The sequence below is a fragment of the Pseudomonas sp. GM74 genome (assembly GCF_000282455.1).
GTDB lineage: Bacteria > Pseudomonadota > Gammaproteobacteria > Pseudomonadales > Pseudomonadaceae > Aquipseudomonas.
Genome location: NZ_AKJG01000117.1, coordinates 1 through 16,512, shown reverse-complemented (window position 1 = coordinate 16,512; position 16,512 = coordinate 1). Strand labels below are relative to the sequence as shown.

The 16,512-nt window shown below is 60.8% G+C and carries 15 protein-coding genes and 1 pseudogene; 7 read left to right on the top strand and 9 right to left on the bottom strand.

Translation table 11 applies throughout. The annotated features are described in order from the left end of the window. Nucleotides 1–146: 146 nt before the first annotated feature. From PMI34_RS05730 to PMI34_RS05740, 3 genes are all read right to left on the bottom strand, one after another. The gene (locus PMI34_RS05730; protein ID WP_008052758.1) at nucleotides 147–971 is read right to left on the bottom strand and encodes a response regulator transcription factor; all 825 of its coding nucleotides are present in this window, start codon (nucleotides 969–971) and stop codon (nucleotides 147–149) included. Nucleotides 972–1,129: 158 nt separating this feature from the next. Continuing rightward, a complete protein-coding gene (locus tag PMI34_RS05735) occupies nucleotides 1,130–1,525 on the bottom strand; it encodes a VOC family protein (protein WP_008052756.1) in 396 nt (131 codons plus the stop codon). Nucleotides 1,526–1,548: 23 nt separating this feature from the next. After that, nucleotides 1,549–2,778: an MFS transporter gene (locus PMI34_RS05740; protein ID WP_008052755.1), complete on the bottom strand. Its 1,230-nt coding sequence runs from the start codon at nucleotides 2,776–2,778 to the stop codon at nucleotides 1,549–1,551. A gap of 134 nt (nucleotides 2,779–2,912) precedes the next feature. Here PMI34_RS05740 and PMI34_RS05745 point away from each other — a divergent pair, with 134 nt between their 5' ends. The 4 genes and pseudogenes from PMI34_RS05745 to PMI34_RS05755 all read left to right on the top strand — a co-directional run bounded on the left by PMI34_RS05745 (nucleotide 2,913) and on the right by PMI34_RS05755 (nucleotide 6,191). Further along, complete coding sequence (locus PMI34_RS05745) at nucleotides 2,913–3,686, top strand: AraC family transcriptional regulator (protein ID WP_008052754.1); 774 nt, start codon at nucleotides 2,913–2,915, stop codon at nucleotides 3,684–3,686. 130 nt (nucleotides 3,687–3,816) lie between these two features. Then, nucleotides 3,817–4,440 (top strand): NIPSNAP family protein, encoded by a 624-nt coding sequence (locus PMI34_RS05750; RefSeq protein ID WP_008052753.1) that lies wholly within the window; start codon nucleotides 3,817–3,819, stop codon nucleotides 4,438–4,440. Continuing rightward, nucleotides 4,437–4,658, top strand: a pseudogene (locus tag PMI34_RS29805) (hypothetical protein); the annotation flags it as partial. The gene PMI34_RS05750 and the pseudogene PMI34_RS29805, both read left to right, overlap by 4 nt. Before the next feature lie 243 nt (nucleotides 4,659–4,901). After that, nucleotides 4,902–6,191: an RES family NAD+ phosphorylase gene (locus PMI34_RS05755; protein ID WP_008052752.1), complete on the top strand. Its 1,290-nt coding sequence runs from the start codon at nucleotides 4,902–4,904 to the stop codon at nucleotides 6,189–6,191. A gap of 252 nt (nucleotides 6,192–6,443) precedes the next feature. On the opposite strand, the gene PMI34_RS27720 is transcribed toward PMI34_RS05755, so the two are convergent. Beyond that, a complete protein-coding gene (locus PMI34_RS27720; protein WP_443216130.1) occupies nucleotides 6,444–7,247 on the bottom strand; it encodes a hypothetical protein in 804 nt (267 codons plus the stop codon). A gap of 613 nt (nucleotides 7,248–7,860) precedes the next feature. Here PMI34_RS27720 and PMI34_RS05760 point away from each other — a divergent pair. Next, nucleotides 7,861–8,223, top strand: coding sequence for a DUF6124 family protein (locus PMI34_RS05760; RefSeq protein WP_008052750.1), 363 nt, complete (start codon nucleotides 7,861–7,863; stop codon nucleotides 8,221–8,223). Nucleotides 8,224–8,392: 169 nt separating this feature from the next. Here the strand turns inward: PMI34_RS05760 and PMI34_RS05765 are convergent, their stop codons facing one another. From PMI34_RS05765 to PMI34_RS05785, 5 genes are all read right to left on the bottom strand, one after another. Further along, complete coding sequence (locus PMI34_RS05765) at nucleotides 8,393–9,679, bottom strand: NAD(P)/FAD-dependent oxidoreductase (protein WP_008052749.1); 1,287 nt, start codon at nucleotides 9,677–9,679, stop codon at nucleotides 8,393–8,395. 3 nt (nucleotides 9,680–9,682) lie between these two features. Then, nucleotides 9,683–11,254 (bottom strand): aldehyde dehydrogenase (NADP(+)), encoded by a 1,572-nt coding sequence (locus PMI34_RS05770; RefSeq protein WP_008052748.1) that lies wholly within the window; start codon nucleotides 11,252–11,254, stop codon nucleotides 9,683–9,685. A 106-nt stretch (nucleotides 11,255–11,360) separates the two neighbouring features. Beyond that, nucleotides 11,361–12,308, bottom strand: a complete 948-nt coding sequence (locus PMI34_RS05775) for a dihydrodipicolinate synthase family protein (RefSeq protein WP_008052747.1) — start codon at nucleotides 12,306–12,308, stop codon at nucleotides 11,361–11,363. A gap of 55 nt (nucleotides 12,309–12,363) precedes the next feature. Then, nucleotides 12,364–13,290 (bottom strand): 4-hydroxyproline epimerase, encoded by a 927-nt coding sequence (locus tag PMI34_RS05780; protein WP_008052746.1) that lies wholly within the window; start codon nucleotides 13,288–13,290, stop codon nucleotides 12,364–12,366. 45 nt (nucleotides 13,291–13,335) lie between these two features. After that, a complete protein-coding gene (locus tag PMI34_RS05785; protein ID WP_008052745.1) occupies nucleotides 13,336–14,982 on the bottom strand; it encodes an APC family permease in 1,647 nt (548 codons plus the stop codon). 187 nt (nucleotides 14,983–15,169) lie between these two features. Here PMI34_RS05785 and PMI34_RS05790 point away from each other — a divergent pair, with 187 nt between their 5' ends. After that, a complete protein-coding gene (locus PMI34_RS05790) occupies nucleotides 15,170–15,964 on the top strand; it encodes an AraC family transcriptional regulator (RefSeq protein ID WP_008052744.1) in 795 nt (264 codons plus the stop codon). 77 nt (nucleotides 15,965–16,041) lie between these two features. Further along, on the top strand, nucleotides 16,042–16,422 hold the full coding sequence (locus PMI34_RS05795; RefSeq protein ID WP_008052743.1) for a RidA family protein: 381 nt from the start codon (nucleotides 16,042–16,044) through the stop codon (nucleotides 16,420–16,422). The last annotated feature ends 90 nt before the right edge of the window (nucleotides 16,423–16,512 follow it).

Here is a 16,512-nt window from a genome sequence, read left to right as displayed (position 1 = left end):
CCCTGACCACAATCTCCAGATCACCGATAGACCTGTGGGAGCGGGCTTGCTCGCGAAGGCGGTGTGTCAGACACATCAATGTTGAATGTGCTGCCGCTATCGCGGGCAAGCCCGCTCCCACAGGGTTTTCTGCTTACCGACAGGTATCAGGCTTGCAACTTGAGGCCGGGCGCCTGCAACGGATCCTGCGTCAGCTCCCGAATGAACAACCCCAGCAATTCCGACTGGCTGCCAATGCCCAGCTTGGCGTAGATGTTCTTGCGGTGAATCTTCACCGTGCCTGGACTGATGTTCAGTTGCTCAGCAACCGAAGCACTGGAGTGGCCGCGCAGCAACAGCTGAACGATTTCCTGCTCGCGCCCGGTAAGGATGTGCGCGCCGAACTGGTCGAAGGCTTCGCGGATCTTGAAGTCCAGGTCCTGCGCCGGTCGCGGTTGCTGGGCCTGACGCAAGCGCCAGGCCTCATTGATGACCTGCTCGACCACCGCTTGCGCGCACTCGACCAGTTGCATTTCGTCCCGGCTGAACGCACAGCTGGCGCTGGAACGCATCAACGACAACACCGCCGTGGCACCACCGCCGAGGTCGACGAAAAACGCCACTTCCTCGGCCAGGCCGGTCTGCTGGTAATAGGTCAGGAAGTATTCGCCAAGGTAGAAATGGTCGGGGGCGAACTGGCGCAGACGCCACAGTCCCGGTGCCTGGCCACGGGTGCAGGCCAGGTAGAAGGGGTCGAGCAGGTAAGGCCCGCACTGGTAGTCGTCGACATACACCGCGCGCTTGTCCGCCGAAAACGTATCGAACAACGCCAGTGGCCGGTGATTGCCTTCGTAGACAAACAACACGAAATGATCGACCGGGCAGATTTGTCGAAGCCAGTGGCTCAACCCCGACAGCCGCCCATGCCCGGCAGGCAGGTCGAGCAGGTGGGCGACTCCGGTGGTCCAGAGTTTCAGTTCCTTGGGGCGCATGGCGGCTACAGGCAGAAGAAGATGGCCTTTGGATGCACAAAGTACGCCATGGCGGGTGGCCCCGTGTGGGGCGGGGTGGCGGACGGCAAGGCGTTTAAAAGACGCACCGCATTGGGGCCTGGTGTTACCGAGTGCTACAGGGCTGGTAGCAGAAATGATCAGGCGGTTGAGTGGTGCTGGACGATCTGGATGAGGTTGCCGCAGGTGTCGTCCAGTACCGCGAGGGTGACCGGTCCCATCACCGTCGGCGGACGAGTGAACTGAACCCCGGCGGCGCTGAGCCGGGCATACTCGGCCTGCACGTCCTCGACGCCGAAAAACGTGCAGGGAATGCCGTCCTGCTTGATCGCGCTCTGGAAGGTTTTTGCCGCGTCGTGGGCATTGGGTTCCAGCAGCAGTTCAACGCCATCGGGATCGCCCGGGGACGTCAGCGTCAGCCAGCGGTGTTCGCCCATGGGGATATCGTGCTTGAGTTCAAAACCGAGCACATCCCGGTAGAAGGCAAGTGCCTTGGCCTGATCATCGACGAGCACGCTGGTGACTACGATTTTCATGGGGGTTTCCTCCTGATGGCTATTCACGCTCCCGACGGGCGTTGTCCAGTAGACGGCAACAGTATGGTCAGAATTCCCAGCAGCGGCAGGAACGAACACAGCGTGTAGACGTACTCGATGCCATGGATATCCGCCAGATGCCCCAGCAGCGCGGCACCGATCCCGCCGAAACCGAACATCAGGCCGAAGAACACCCCGGCGATCATGCCGACGTTGCCGGGGACCAATTCCTGGGCGAAGACCACGATGGCCGAGAATGCCGAGGCGAGGATGAAGCCGATGATCATACTCAACACGCCCGTCCAGAACAGGTCGACGTAGGGCAGGGCAAGGGTGAACGGCGCTGCGCCGAGGATCGAGAACCAGATCACTTGCTTGCGGCCGATCCGGTCACCGATCGGGCCGCCAAAGAACGTACCCGCCGCGACGGCGCCGAGGAACAGGAAGAGGTACAGCTGCGAACTGGCCACCGACAGGTCGAATTTCTCGATCAGGTAGAAGGTGAAGTAACTGGTGAAGCTGGCCATGTAGAAGTATTTGGAAAACACCAACAGCGCCAACACCACCAGGGCGAAGGTCACCCGCCGCTTGGTCAGGCCGTGGGTGGCCTTGCTGCCTTGCTTGAGCTTGAACAGGTTCAGGTGATTGCGATACCAGCGGCTCAGGCCGTATTGCACGAGGATGGCGAACACCGCGAACAGGCCGAACCAGGCGACGTTGCCCTGGCCGTAGGGAATGATGATCGCGGCGGCCAGCAAGGGGCCGAAGGCGCTGCCGGCGTTGCCACCGACCTGAAAGGTCGACTGCGCCAGGCCATAGCGACCGCCCGATGCCAGGCGCGCCACCCGCGAGGTCTCGGGGTGAAAGGTCGACGAGCCAACCCCCACCAGCGCCGAGGCCACGAGAATCGCCGGGAAACTGCCGACCATCGACAGCATCAGGATACCGATCAGGGTGCAGACCATGCCGGCCGGCAGCAGCCACGGTTTGGGATGACGGTCGGTGTAGAAGCCGATCCAGGGTTGCAGCAGTGAGGCGGTGAGCTGGAAGGTCAGGGTGATCAGGCCGACCTGGGTGAAGCTCAGGCCATAAGTGGCCTTGAGCATCGGGTAGATCGACGGCAGCACGGCCTGGATCAGGTCGTTGATCAGGTGCGCCAACGCACAGGCGCCGATGACGCGCATGACCAGGGGACTGGCCTGGCTGGCGACCGAGACGGTGGGTGAGGGCGAGCTGAGGGTAGTGGTCGACATGGGCGGGTTTCCGGATAAAAAACGCGAGCCGCGAACGCAAGGCGCAGCCAATTTCAGGGTTCGGCGTTATCCTATGGCCCACAAAGTCGCCCGTCTCGCGCAGCTCGGGCACGGACCATCGCAAAAAGGGCGTCATGATCAAGCCATTGCAGACATTTCTTGCGGAAATCGACCAAGGCGGCTGGAGCGTTCGCAGCAGCGCGACCGACTACCCGGAAAACTGGTTTATCGCGCCGCATTCCCATGAAAAGCATCAACTGATCTATGCCATCGAAGGCGTGATGGTGGTGCACGCCGCCACCAGCCAATGGACAGTGCCGCCGAGCCGTGGCATCTGGATGCCCAGTGGGGAAGTACACTCGATTCGCTGCGTGGGGGCGATCAAGATGCGCAGCGTGTTTGTGCACCCCGGCGCGAACCCGGATCTGCCCGGCGAAACCCGCGCGGTGAGTGTGTCCGCATTGCTCAGTGAACTGATCAAGGTCTCGGTGGATTTCGATTTCAATTGCGATCCGGACTCGCGGGAAGCCCGGGTGCTGCGGCTGATTCTGGATGAATTGACGATCCTGCCGACCTTGCCATTGAACCTGCCGCAGCCCACCGATCAACGGATCAACCAGATCTGTAGCGCATTGCAGCAAGACCCAGGCGATGGCTCGACCTTGTCGGACTGGAGCGCCCGGTTGAGCCTCGACGCCAAAACCATCCAGCGCAGGTTCCGCAAGGAAACCGGCATGACGTTCGGCCAATGGCGCCAGCAAGCGCGACTGCTGCTGGCGCTGGAACGCATAGCTGTCGGGGAGAAGATCATCGACATCGCCGGGGAGTTGGGATACGACAGCCCCAGCGCGTTCACCACCATGTTCAAGAAGCAGTTCGGCAAGACGCCGAGTGATTTTTTCAAGTGATGGTCCGGCATAAAGAAACTACCTAGGACTCTGCGGCAAATACCGAAAACGATGGGGGTCGTCTCAATATCCCGCCTGCGGGGGCTGCCCTAGGCTGTGTGCTTTTGGCAAACCGGTCGGCGGAGTCGTTATGCGTTTATTTGAACTGATCACTTTTACCGTGCGGGTGCGCACGGTGGCCGATGCACTGGCACGTATCGAGAATGAGTTGGCGAAGCCGGAGGTCGGTGGGGTGTTGATGGGTTGCTGGGCTTCGGAGATCGGTCAGTTGAACCAGATCGCCGTGCTGCGTGGCTATGCCGACGAACACTCAAGGCAGGCGGAGCGCGAGCGTTTCCTGCTGGGAGGCGGGGCGTTTGGTGTCAACGAGTTCATCACCGACCTGCGCATCGAAAACTACACGCTGTTTCCCTTCCTCGAACCCTTGAGTGCCGGCCCGCACGGTCCGTTCTATGAGTTGCGCGTCTACGACCTGGTCAGCAGCGGGTTGCAGCCCACCCTCGACGGCTGGAGCAAAGCCATCGAGGCACGAACCGCCGAACAGTATTCGCCGGTGTACGCGGCGTTTTACGCCACCGACGGCGCGCTGCCGCGCTATCTGCACATCTGGCCGTGGGCCAGCCTTGAGCAGCGCTTGCAGGTGCGCACCCAGGCGGTCGCCGACGGCGTCTGGCCGCCGGAAAACTCCGGCCCGCAACTGCGCGACATGTGCTCGACGATCTACCTGCCGGCGAAGTTTTCGCCCTTGCAATGACCAAGGCACGGCTCGGCTGGCCAGAGGTGAATTCAAGTTGGTTGAATAGCGCTCCAGTGCCCATTCGGGGGGCTTTCGAACCCTCTAGGCGTCGAGTGAAAACTGTGCTCAGAAACGTGACGGACATGGATCTGCGCTTGTTGCGCATATTTTCCATCGTCGTGAAATGCGGTAGGTTCACGGCGGCCCGGACCGAGTTGAACATGAGCCAATCGAACAGGCTGACTTCTGATTTTTTGAATGTTTGAGGGAGAGGCCGATGTCGGGAATCCGGTGCGCAGTTGATGCCGAGTGTGAAAAATCCACGCCCTGAGTTCAGATAAATGGGCCTGTGAGTGGCTCAGGGCTTTTAATCGGATTTAAAGAATGTAGCTAATGGTTCGAGAATGAAAGTGTTTTGGTTCAGTGGTTCGTGAGTGCGATGATTCGGGGCGATTGTTGGCGCGTGAGGGGACTTGGTGATGGCCGGGATTGAAGAAACGATCTGCTTCGAATGTATTGGTGATCAGTACCTACGCGAGAAAATTATTGCTTCAGGTATCAGCGCGGAATGCTTGAACTGCGGAAAAAACCTGCCTTCGATGGAGTTAGATACGTTAGCCAATGAAGTGGATCGTATCCTTCGTGAGACCGTTGAAGAGGGTGATCTTGTCGATGTCTATGATCCGGAGAGTGATCGAATCAGCCATACCGAACAGCATGGCGACCCACTCAGCTTTTTCGTAGCTGAAATTCTGGTGCTTGATGACGACGACCCCGTGGTCCGCAGCGTACTGGACAAGCTGACCTGTAATTCACCATCTGATCTAGGATTCTTTGACGGAGAAAATTACTCGAGAAGAGAGACTATCCCGTTTATGGTGCCGCTAAATTGGATCGAGTTTGAAAGTGAGCTGAGGCATAGAAGTCGGTTCTTCAACCAGAAGGCTAAAGACTTTTTGTTTTGGTTGTTCGACGGGATTGATGATTATTACGTATGGGGGTTCGGTCCCGGCGTTGTCCGGCAGATGAGTCCTACCGAATGTGAGCCCATTTACCGCGCACGAAATTGCACCCCGCCGAAGGACGACAGCGCAGCTATCCTGGCCAATCCTGGTGTACAGCTATCCTCGCCTCCTAAGGAGATAGCCCCAGCTGGTCGCATGAGTCCAGCAGGGATCCCGGTGTTCAATGGTGCTTTCGAACGGGATACGTGCATTGCTGAGCTTAGGCCGCCCGTAGGCGGAAAGGTCATCAGCGGAGAGTTTAAACTTACTAGGGATATACGAGCCCTTGATTTCACCAAGTTGGAAGAGGCGTATGACAGCAAACTGGTCAGTTACTTTGATCCAGATTATTGGCAAAAAATTGAACGACGTCTGTTTTTGCGCAGCTTCCACGAAATCATCAGCCGCCCCGTGGTGCCTGACTACGAGCACGAGTATTTGAAAACTCAGGTAATTGCCGAATACCTTGCGACTCAGCACACGCCTAATTTTGATGGCGTGATTTTTTCGTCCGCGCAGCATGAAGGAGGCAGGAACATCGTGCTTTTTTCGCACGTTGTATCGCCCGACCCACTTCCACCGGTAGCTGACGAAAATGGCTGGTACCCGATAGAGGCCGTGCCGGGCGAGCCAGGGGTTGAATTCGTCCCAGAGTCATTGGTTGTTCATTCCATCGAACGCGTGAAGTTCAGCACAAAGGACAATCGGGTGATCGATGGCCAGATGGAGCGTGATATCGACGATTTTTTTGATCGAGAGTTCTGAGTCCGCTCTACGCCTCTGTCATTTCCGCTGGCTTAAGGCTTCATAAAGCGTTTACGGCGAGATTCAATGTATCGCACCGTATTGGCGTCAACGCGCTTTTGAGGGGCTTGCAGGCGAGCGCCTTTCGCTGGAGATTCGGGGGCTAAATTCAGAGTCGCTTCCTCACTTCAGGTTGGATCACACCCTCAATGTCCAACGACAATTATCGACGGCCAGGTGCATCGCCCAAAAGGTATGGGCACGCGATAGAGCTCAGTATTTGCCTTTGAGGTGCTTCGTCACGGTGAACGGTTTAAAGATCGGGCCCGAGCGAACCTGATTCATTAGGTTCCAATAGCAGGCTTTGGCATAGGGATTCACTATCTCTGATGGGCACTTGTACCCGTAAGTCACCAAGCCATCTTCAGGCGGCGTAAAACTGCGGTTGTACTCAGGCTGTAGGTAGTTCTGTATGCCCCACCACAAACCATTTAAAAACTCGGCAATGGTACTGGCGTGATAGGCACTGACATCGTCGTGAAAAATGTCGTAAATATCTTGCTGGGCCAACATTGCCTGGTACAACTCGGTCGGCTCACCCGCGTTGGTTAAAAGTTTCTGTAACCCTTCAGCAACGCCAACTGAACGTAGCGAGTTGTGCTTTGAGATGTCCCCATCGTTCTTTAGCAATACATACCTAGGGATCCGAAGAACAACCTGGCGGTCAATGGATGGCAACCAAGCATCGACGGAGATCTCCACGTTTAGCCAGCCCTTAAAACTGCTGACCGTTTCGCTGAGGTACTGGACAGATCCGCCGACGTCGAAGCTCGGTTTTTTCGCGACAGAACTCAGTGCGGCCAAGTACCGTTCTGACGGAACAGGTGCCTTGGAGTCAGTTGGCGATAAAAAATCCACCAGCAAAATGGAGAACAATTGCCGGTGCGTAGACGATTCGAACCATACATTCTTGTGCTCGCCATCGCCGGCGACACTGAACATCTCCCTGTTGACCATTGATTTAATCAGGTCAATCGCGGCTGAGAGATAAACAACCTCCTGCTCCATTTTGTTCATCGCGTTCACTTACTCTCCCGTTTTTGTAGGCGAACGGCCCCTAAGAAGGGGCCGACAAGTCTTTATAAAGCGTTTACAGCGCATTTCCAGTTCTCCTGAGCCATTCCAACGGCTGAGTCCATTTGGATGCTTACACGCGGGCGGTGATTTTGTACGTCGTACCTTTTTGGGGCCGCTGCGCGGCCCAACGGGGGCAAGCCCCCTCACCACAGGTAGGTCTGCGGCCGTTGTCCTTGCGTTGCCTTTTTTGCCTCGATGATTCTCCGGCAATACGCGTGTTTAAAGGCCGTCAGGGTTACTTCATAAAAGCTACAAGACCTTGCGTCGTTGCCTACGGTTACGCCAGAATCCGCCGGCTTGTGCGTCCTGGGGTCCATCGATACCTTGATTCGTGCCACTGCCCATCAGTGGTCGGGTTTAGTCGCCTGTGGTAACTCGGTTGTGCGTGCATCTGTCATGCAGGTCTTTCATTGCCTGTACTTGATGGTGGCTGTACGCAGGGCGCCCTCGGGCGCGCCGGATTGCTGAGTTTCCCGGTCGACTAACCTGCGTACAGCTGCCTCCCCTTTCGTTTAGTCGCAAGAGGGGTGGCACCCAATAGGAAACTCAGCATATGTTCAAGGTAACCCCAAACCCGCCGGACGCCGATCCGACATCCCCCTGCGAAAGCCCCGATTCAAAAAAACTCCACGACGCCGCCGAGCGTGCGCTGGCCTTTCACTTTCCCTCAACCGCTGACATCAAAGCCGCGCCGCGTACGCCCAGTCACCTGTTCACCGTTGACCCCGAAGCCACGACCGAAACACTGGTGGTGTATTTGGTGGAGACGCTGGCGTCCGTCGATGTGATGGTGCATCAACTGGTGGATCACCTGGACGGTGGGTCGCGCAATGCGCTGCTGGGTATTTCCAACAGTGTGATGCTGGCGGAGATCACGGCGAACCGGGTGCTGGATCAGATTGATCCGCCTGAGTAGGTCAATGCTGATGCGGTGGCCCTTTTTGGGGCCGCTGGACGTCTCAGCGGGAGCAAGCTCCCTCGCCACAGGTTTGCCTGTGCTTGTGATGAATGACCCCAGGCAAGTTCCCCCTGTTCGCCCACCCTTTGCCCTGTCGGCAAGGGGCCCGTGCCGGCTGTCGTTGAACTCAGAACCGATCCAGCCGGTACGGCGCCGTCGCCGGCAGGCTGTGGGGCTGGGTGTCGGTCAAGGGCGAGGCCATCTGCGCGATCATCTCCGCTGTGACCGCCGCCTGGGTCAACCCCAGGTGCTGGTGGCCGAAGGCGAGCAGGATCTTGCCGTCGCAGACCCGGTCGATGATCGGCAGGGAGTCGGGCAAGGAGGGCCGGAAACCCATCCATGGCGTCGCTGCTTCGGCACTCAGTTCACGCTTGAACAGGCCTTTGCTCAGTCGATGCAACTGCCAGGCGCGTTCCATGGTCGGTGGGCATTCGAGGCCGGCGAATTCGACGGTGCCGGCCAGGCGCAGCCCGTCTGCCATTGGCGTCATGATGAACTTGCGCTCCAGCGAGGTGACGGCAAACGGCAAGCGCTCGTGCTCGTGGGGCAGCATCAGGTGATAGCCGCGCTCGGTGTCCAGCGGCACCTTCTTGCCGGTCAGCGCGGCGGTGAGCCTGGCGGAATGCGCGCCACAGGCTATCAGCACTTGTCGACTGCTGACGCGGCCCTGATCAGTGATCAACGACACACCGTGTTCATTCAATTGTCCGCCCTCGACCCGCTGCTTGAGGAACTGCACGCCGCTGTTTTTGGCCGCGTGCACCAGTTCGCCGACTACCTGGAAGGGATCGAGAAAATGCCCGGTGCGCGGGAAAAACAAGCCACCCCGGATCTGCTCGCTGAGTTGCGGCGCCGCATCGCGTACCGCCTTGGCCTGCCAGAAATCCACCGGCACTTGTTGCTGGCGCATGCGCGCCTGTAGCGCTTCGATGGCCTGCTGCGAGTCGGGGCGCTCGAACACCAGCAGCGAGCCGTCTGCCTTGAGCAACCCGGGGCGGTCGATGGTCTCCAGCAAGCGCTGCCAGGCACCCAGGCTGCTTTCATTGAGGGCGCGAATGCCGGCCACGGTGCGCTGGAACGGCGCCGGGCGCAGGTTGAGCAACAGGCGCAGGAACCAGGGCAGGGCCCGGGGCATGTATTTCCAGTCCAGGCGCAGCGGGCCCATCGGGTCCAAGAGCATGGCGGGCAGGCGTTTGAGGATCGACAGGTCGGCGATGGGGAACACCTGCTCGGTGGCCAGGTGCCCGGCATTGCCGAACGAGGCGCCACGGCCGGGCTCCTGTTGATCGATGACCACCACCCGCCGGCCCTGGCGCGCCAGGCGCACGGCGCAAGCGACGCCGATGATCCCGGCGCCGATCACGGCAACGTCCGCCGTTGTTTGCGAATGGTTCAAAGGGGAATGGATGGACATGGCCTAGGCTTCTCTCTGGCCGTCGAGCAGACGGCGCAACTGCAACGGGTTGCCGTGCTTGAGCGCGGCCGGCAACAGGGCGTCCGGGAAGTCCTGATAGCAGACCGGGCGCAGGAAGCGCAGGATGGCGGCGGTGCCGACCGAGGTGCTGCGAGCATCGGACGTCGCCGGGAACGGGCCGCCATGGACCATGGCATCGCATACCTCGACCCCGGTCGGCCAGCCATTGACCAACAGGCGCCCGGCCTTGCGCTCCAGGGTCGGCAGCAAGGCCCTGGCGCTCTCCACGTCGGCATCGTCCAGGTGCAGGGTGGCGGTCAACTGGCCTTCCAGGTGTTCGATGACCTGGCGGATTTGCGCTTCGCTGGCGCAATGCACGATCAGCGATGCGGCGCCGAACATTTCCGCCTGCAAGGCCGGGTCGGCGAGAAAGTCGCTGGCCTGGGTGACGAACAGGTGGGCCTGGCACTGGTTCGGCGTTTCGCCCCGTAGGCCCCTTGCCACGGTTTGCGCGTGTTCGGCCAGCGAACCGACGCCGGACTCATAAGCGTTGAAGATGCCGGGGGTGAGCATGGTCTGCGCCGGGCTGTTCCGTAGCAGTTGCGCAGCTGTCTTGATGAAGCGCTCAAGGTCCGGGCCTTGGCGGGCAATCACCAGGCCAGGGTTGGTGCAGAACTGGCCGGCGCCCTGGGTGAGGGAGGTGACGAAGCCTTGCGCCAGCGCTTCGGGGCGCGATTGCAGGGCTGCCGGGAACAGCAGGACCGGATTGATCGAGCTCATTTCCGCATACACCGGGATCGGTTCGGGACGCGCCAGGGCCGCGTTGCACAAGGCGATGCCACCGCTGCGCGAACCGGTGAAACCCACGGCCTTGATGCGCGGATCGCTGACCAGGGCGATGCCCACTTCGCGGCCGGAGCCGTACAACAGCGAAAACACGCCTTCATGCAGCCCGCACATTTTGACCGCACGAGCCACGGCGCGGCCCACCAGTTCGCCGGTGCCGGGGTGCGCGCCATGGGCCTTGACGATCACCGGGCAACCAGCGGCCAGCGCCGACGCGGTGTCACCGCCGGCGACGGAGAAGGCCAGGGGAAAGTTGCTGGCGCCGAACACCGCCACCGGGCCGAGCGGCACCTGACGCTGACGCAGGTCCGGGCGGGGCAGGGGCTGACGCTCTGGCAGCGCGGAGTCGACCCGTACATCCAGCCACTCACCCGCACGCACGGTGCGGGCAAAGGTGCGCAATTGCTGGCAAGTGCGGCCCCGTTCACCCTGGATGCGCGGGCGCGGCAGGCCGGTCTCGGCCACGGCGCGGTCGATCAACTCATCGCCCAGGGCTTCGATTTCGCCGGCGATGGTTTCGAGGAATTCGGCGCGGGCCTCCAGGGGCGTCGCGCGGTAGCTGTCCAGGGCACTCCAGGCCAGGGCACAGGCCTGTTCGACGTGTTCGCCGCTGCCACCGTGATAGGTCGGTTCAAGGGGCAGGCCCGTGGCGGGATCGATGCCGTGGATCGCTTCGCGGTTACCGGTGATGGCCTGTTGGCCGATCAGCATGTTGCCTGTCAGAGTCATGGTCTTTCCTGAAAAAAAGAGGGGAGGCGTTTGCGAAAAAGCGCCGTACCGCCGTGGGCGAAAATAAAGGCGGCGCGCATTGGCACGCCGCTGTACAGGCTGGATGTCAGGCGAAGTTCTGCTCGGCCGACCACTGCTCGTACCACTGGCGGAACAGCGCGTACTGGTTCTCGGCGTAACGACGCTGGGCATCGCTGAGCGCATCGGTCTCGTTGAAGTGCAGGCTGTATTCCTTGTCACCGTTGAGCACCATCAGGTGCTTGTAATAGAGCACCAGGTCGCAGCCCTCATCGAAGGACGACAGCACCGCCAGCGCGGATTCCAGCTCCCGTGCCTGGCGACGTGCCTTGGCATCGCCCTTGGCCGCTTGTTTGCTCAAGGCCACCAGGCGTAACACCTCGCGCGGCAGCGCGTTGCCGATGCCGGTGATGGCGCCGGTGGCGTTGCAGTTGACGAAACCATGCACCACCTGGGTGTCGACACCGACCATCAGGGTCACGTCATCGTCCTTGGAGGTGATGTGCTCGGCGGCGTAGCGCAGGTCGGCGGCACCGCCGAACTCCTTGAAGCCGATCAGGTTCGGGTACTCGCGGCGCAGTTCGAAGAACAGGTCTGCGCGGGTGGCGAAGCCGTAGTAAGGGCTGTTGTAGATCACCGCAGGCAAGCCTGGAGCGGCCTGGAGGATCGCGGCGAAGTGGGCTTTTTGCGCGGTGGCCGAAGCGCCGCGAGACAGCACGCGAGGGATGACCATCAAACCATGGGCGCCGACTTTGGCCGCGTGTGCTGCATGGGACACCGCTTCGCGACTGTTGACGGCACCGGTGCCGACGATGGTCGGAACGCCGGCGGCCACCAGGCGCGCCACGCCTTCCTGACGCTCGGCTTCGGTCAGCAGCGGCCAGTCACCCATGGAACCGCAATACACCACCGCGCTCATGCCAATGTCGATCAGCTCGCGACCCTTGGCCACCAGCGCGTCGAAGTCCGGCTTGCGCTCGGCGGTGCATGGGGTCATCAGTGCAGGGATGCAGCCAGTGAAAATGTTGTCGCTCATTGTTGTCACTCCTTGAAGCGTTTGTTCAGTTCGGTTGAGAGAAGAGGCGAGGGGCTCAAATGCCCCACGCAAAGGGGTCCTGTTCGTCGATCAGCAAGGTGCTGTCGGCGGTCATATGGGCGCGGCCGGTGATGAAAGGGATGATGCGTTCGCCTTCCCATTCGTAGCTGCCGACGAATTGGCTGGCGGTGATGCTGGCCTGGACCCAGCGCTCACCGACGGCCAGCTTTCCTTCGGCCGCCAGGCACGCCAGTTTTGCGCTGGTGCCGGTGCCGCAGGGCGAGCGGTCATAGGCCTTGCCGGGGCACATGACGAAGTTGCGGCTGTCGGCGTGGTCGTCGTCGGCAAACAGTTCGATGTGGTCGATCAGGGCGCCGTCTTCGCCGTGGATGCCTTGGGCTTCAAGGGCCTTGAGCATGGCCCAGGTGTACTCGGTGAGGAACTCGACGTTGTCCATCTGCAACGCCTGACCGTGATCGGACACCAGGAAAAACCAGTTGCCGCCCCAGGCGATGTCACCGTACACGCGGCCATGCCCCGGCACTTCGACCGGCACCTTTTGGCGGTAGCAGTAGGCGGGCACGTTGCGCAGGGTGACGTTGCCGTCCTCATGCAGCGTGGCGCTGACCGGGCCGACCGGCGTATCGATCTTGTGCTCGCCGGGCTGGATGTGCCCCAGGTAGTGCAGCGAGTTGACCAGGCCGATGGTGCCGTGACCGCACATGCCGAGGTAGCCGGCGTTGTTGAAGAAGATCACGCCGCAGGTGGCATCCGGCGACACCGGTTCGCAGTACAACGCACCCACCAGCACATCGTTGCCACGGGGCTCCAGCAGGCAGGCGCGACGCCATTGGTCATGCTGCTCGCGAAAAGTGTCGCGCTTCTCGGCCATGCTCCGGCCAGCCAGCTGGGGCAAACCCGACATCACCAGGCGAGTCGGCTCGCCGCCGGTGTGGGAATCAATGACATGTACTTTTTTCATATACCTTTCCATTAGAGGAACACGCAGGCTTTGCCGGCCTGAATTTCAGCGAGAGGTCTGGGCGGACACACCGATCGGACGCTGGCCTGTGGCCGTGCCGGTGTGAACAGGATCGGCTTCGCTTTCACCGTCCTCTTCTTCCAGGCGAACCAGATGCGCCGGCACGCCGGTGGCTGCGCCCCAGTAGTAGATGCCCATCGCACAGGCCGCCACGACCAGGGTGTCGAACGGATGGGTGAGCACGCCCATGCCGCCGAAACTGCCGAGCCAGGACAGCACGATGGTCACGGCATAGAAGCCGATCAGCCATGCCGAAGAGCGCACCTGTTGGGCCAGGCTCAGGTGCTGGGTCGGCACGAAACGTCCGCACAGCAGGTACACCACGAACATCAGGATCTGCAGGCCGAGCAGCCAGGACACCGTGCTCCAGCCGGACCAGTAAACGATCAGCGCAGCGATGATGAACGACACGGGACCGAGCACGCCCATGCGCTTGACCTTGAACGGGCGTGGCATGTCCGGCGCATTGCGGCGCAGGGCAGCCACCGACACCGGGGCCACGGCGTAGCTCAACACCAGCGCGGCGGAGACCACGTTGATCAGGGCTTCCCACGAAGGGAAGGGCAGGGTCCAGAACACCGACAGGGCGAATGTCAGCCACAGCGCCGGACGCGGGATGCCGGACTTTTCGTCAATGCGGGTGAAGACCTTGAAGAAGGTGCCGGTCTGCGCCCAGCCGTAGATCACCCGCGGGGTGGCGTTCATGTAGATGTTGCCGCAACCGCTGGGGGAGATCACCGCGTCGGCTACCACCAGATAAGCCAACCAGCCCACACCCAATGCCAAGGCAATGTCGCGGTAGGGCAGGGCCAGTTCCTTGGCGACGCCGGCCCAACCGTTGGCGAGCATTTCGGTGGGCACGCCGCCGAGGAACGCCACTTGCAACAGCACATAGATGGCGGTGGAGAGCAGTACGGAGAGGATCAGTGCAATCGGGATGGTGCGTTGCGGATTCTTCACTTCGCTGGCCACCGAGATGATCGGCGTCAGCCCCAGGTAGGCGAAGATGATGCCGCCGGCGGACACCGCCATCTCGACACCTGAAAGCCCGAACGGCATGAAGCCCTGGGACTGGAAGTTCTGCGGTTTGAAGAAGGTGAACAGCACGCCGATCACCAGCAACGGCACGATGAACTTGAACAGGCTGATCAGGTTGTTGGCCTTGGCGAACGTTTTCACGCTGTAGTAATTGAGCATGAAGAACAGGCACAGCAGACCGAACTGCACCAGCCAGCCAATGGCTGTTGGATTGCCGGAACCGGCCTGGGTCAATGCGGGAAACCACGCCGCGGCGTACTGGCGCGCGGCGACCACCTCGATGGCCACCAGGCTGGAAAACGCGATCAGTGTGATGAAGCCCATCAGGTAACCCAGCAGTGGGCCGTGGGAATAAACCGGGTAGCGAATCACACCGCCGGCTCGGGGCAATGCGGCGCCGAGTTCACAGTAGACGATGCCCAGCAGCAGCACCGCAAAACCGCCCAGCAGCCAGGAAAAGATCCCCGCCGGCCCCGCGATGGCGGACACGTGACTGGCTGCGAACAGCCAGCCGGAGCCGAAGATGGCTCCCAGTCCGATAAACGTAAGGTCTATCAACGAAAGTTGTTTTTTGAACTTGCCTTGGCCTGACATGGCATCGCCTTCTTGTGAGTTATTGGATAGGCAGGTGTGCACTTCAAGACGCCCCGGTCGGTTTTGCCGAGCAGGGCGGTGGCCATAGAGTGAACTTGGCGGCTTGCTCGCGATTGATGTTTTGCTTGGGTGTCGATGACGAAATCAGCACAATGGGAAATGTCTGATTTTTGCGAGGGGCCGGTGGATGACTCAGGATGCGTTTGCGCTGTTGTGCCAGGGCGACGACTCGAACCGCCCCGAATCCATCGAGCAACTGCTGGCCGGCGTTGCGCTTTTGTTGCCCATGCTCGATGTCATTCCGAATGCGGCGATCTTCATCAAGGATGTGCAGGCGCGCTATGTCATGGCCAATCGCACGCTGGTGCAGCGCTGTGGTTTGAAGCAGCTCAAACCGCTGCTGGGGAAAACCAGCGCCGAGGTGTTTCCCGAGCAACTGGGGCCCGGTTACACCGAGCAGGACCGGCGGGTGCTGGAGCAAGGTCTGGTGCTGGAAGACCAGCTGGAGTTGCATCTGTACGGCAGCCGCGAACCGGGCTGGTGCCTGACCCATAAGCGACCCTTGTATAACCGCCGCAATGAAATCATCGGTCTGGCGGGTATCTCGGTCGACCTGCAATCGGCCAGCGACACGCACCCGGCGTACCAGCGCCTGGCGGCGGTGGACGAGCACATTCGCGCGCATTTCAACCGGCGCGTCACCCTGGGCGAGTTGACGCGCATCGCCGGCATTTCCGTGGCGCAACTGGAGCGCTACTGCAAGCGCGTGTTTCACCTGACGCCACGGCAGATGATCCAGAAGGTTCGCCTGGAGCACGCGCATCGGCTACTGCATACCGATCTGCCGATCACCGAGGTCGCCCTGCAATGCGGCTACACCGACCACAGTGCGTTCACTCGGCAGTTCAAGGCATTGACCGGTTTCACCCCGCGCGAGTACCGCCAGGCCACCGGTATCGAGCAGTCGTCCGCTGTGGATTAGCGACGCGCCGCCAATGGGCCTGTAAACTGGCGGCGCAAAAGGCGCTCGCCTTACCCTTTCAAGCAAGAGAACTTCCAATGGCCAACCACGACCTGACCTTTACCCCCGACCTCGATGCCGATTCGATTTCCTCCGACGTCGTCGGTTTCGGCGGCGTGCTGGTCTCCACCCAGATCCCCACCCGCACCGACGGCAGCCTGGAACTGGGCGACATCACCCTGCAAAGCGAATGCACCCTGCAAGCGCTGAAGTTCGCGCTGGAGCGTGCCGGCAGTTCCATGGACCGCGTGATGCACCTGACCATCTACCTCACCGACATGGCTGACCGCGCCGCGTTCAACGAGGTCTACAAACGATTCTTTGCCAAGCCATGGCCGGTGCGCGCCGCTGTCGGGGTTGCCTCGTTGGCGGTGGAAGGTATGCGCGTGGAAGTGACCGCGATGGCCGCCAAGGCCTGATCTGCGCAACACACAATACCCTGTGGGAGCGGGCTTGCTCGCGAAGGCGGAGTGTCAGCTTGCACAGGTGTTGACTGACCCAGCGCTTTC

Coding starts and splice junctions, on each gene's coding strand:
- PMI34_RS05750 (WP_008052753.1), top strand. CDS start 3,817: ATGCGTTTATTTGAACTGATCACTTTTACCGTGCGGGTGCGCACGGTG.
- PMI34_RS05745 (WP_008052754.1), top strand. CDS start 2,913: ATGATCAAGCCATTGCAGACATTTCTTGCGGAAATCGACCAAGGCGGC.
- PMI34_RS05790 (WP_008052744.1), top strand. CDS start 15,170: ATGACTCAGGATGCGTTTGCGCTGTTGTGCCAGGGCGACGACTCGAAC.
- PMI34_RS05780 (WP_008052746.1), bottom strand. CDS start 13,290: ATGAAAAAAGTACATGTCATTGATTCCCACACCGGCGGCGAGCCGACT.
- PMI34_RS05730 (WP_008052758.1), bottom strand. CDS start 971: ATGCGCCCCAAGGAACTGAAACTCTGGACCACCGGAGTCGCCCACCTG.
- PMI34_RS05785 (WP_008052745.1), bottom strand. CDS start 14,982: ATGTCAGGCCAAGGCAAGTTCAAAAAACAACTTTCGTTGATAGACCTT.
- PMI34_RS05795 (WP_008052743.1), top strand. CDS start 16,042: ATGGCCAACCACGACCTGACCTTTACCCCCGACCTCGATGCCGATTCG.
- PMI34_RS05770 (WP_008052748.1), bottom strand. CDS start 11,254: ATGACTCTGACAGGCAACATGCTGATCGGCCAACAGGCCATCACCGGT.
- PMI34_RS05760 (WP_008052750.1), top strand. CDS start 7,861: ATGTTCAAGGTAACCCCAAACCCGCCGGACGCCGATCCGACATCCCCC.
- PMI34_RS05755 (WP_008052752.1), top strand. CDS start 4,902: ATGGCCGGGATTGAAGAAACGATCTGCTTCGAATGTATTGGTGATCAG.
- PMI34_RS05775 (WP_008052747.1), bottom strand. CDS start 12,308: ATGAGCGACAACATTTTCACTGGCTGCATCCCTGCACTGATGACCCCA.
- PMI34_RS05735 (WP_008052756.1), bottom strand. CDS start 1,525: ATGAAAATCGTAGTCACCAGCGTGCTCGTCGATGATCAGGCCAAGGCA.
- PMI34_RS05740 (WP_008052755.1), bottom strand. CDS start 2,778: ATGTCGACCACTACCCTCAGCTCGCCCTCACCCACCGTCTCGGTCGCC.
- PMI34_RS27720 (WP_443216130.1), bottom strand. CDS start 7,247: ATGAACAAAATGGAGCAGGAGGTTGTTTATCTCTCAGCCGCGATTGAC.
- PMI34_RS05765 (WP_008052749.1), bottom strand. CDS start 9,679: ATGTCCATCCATTCCCCTTTGAACCATTCGCAAACAACGGCGGACGTT.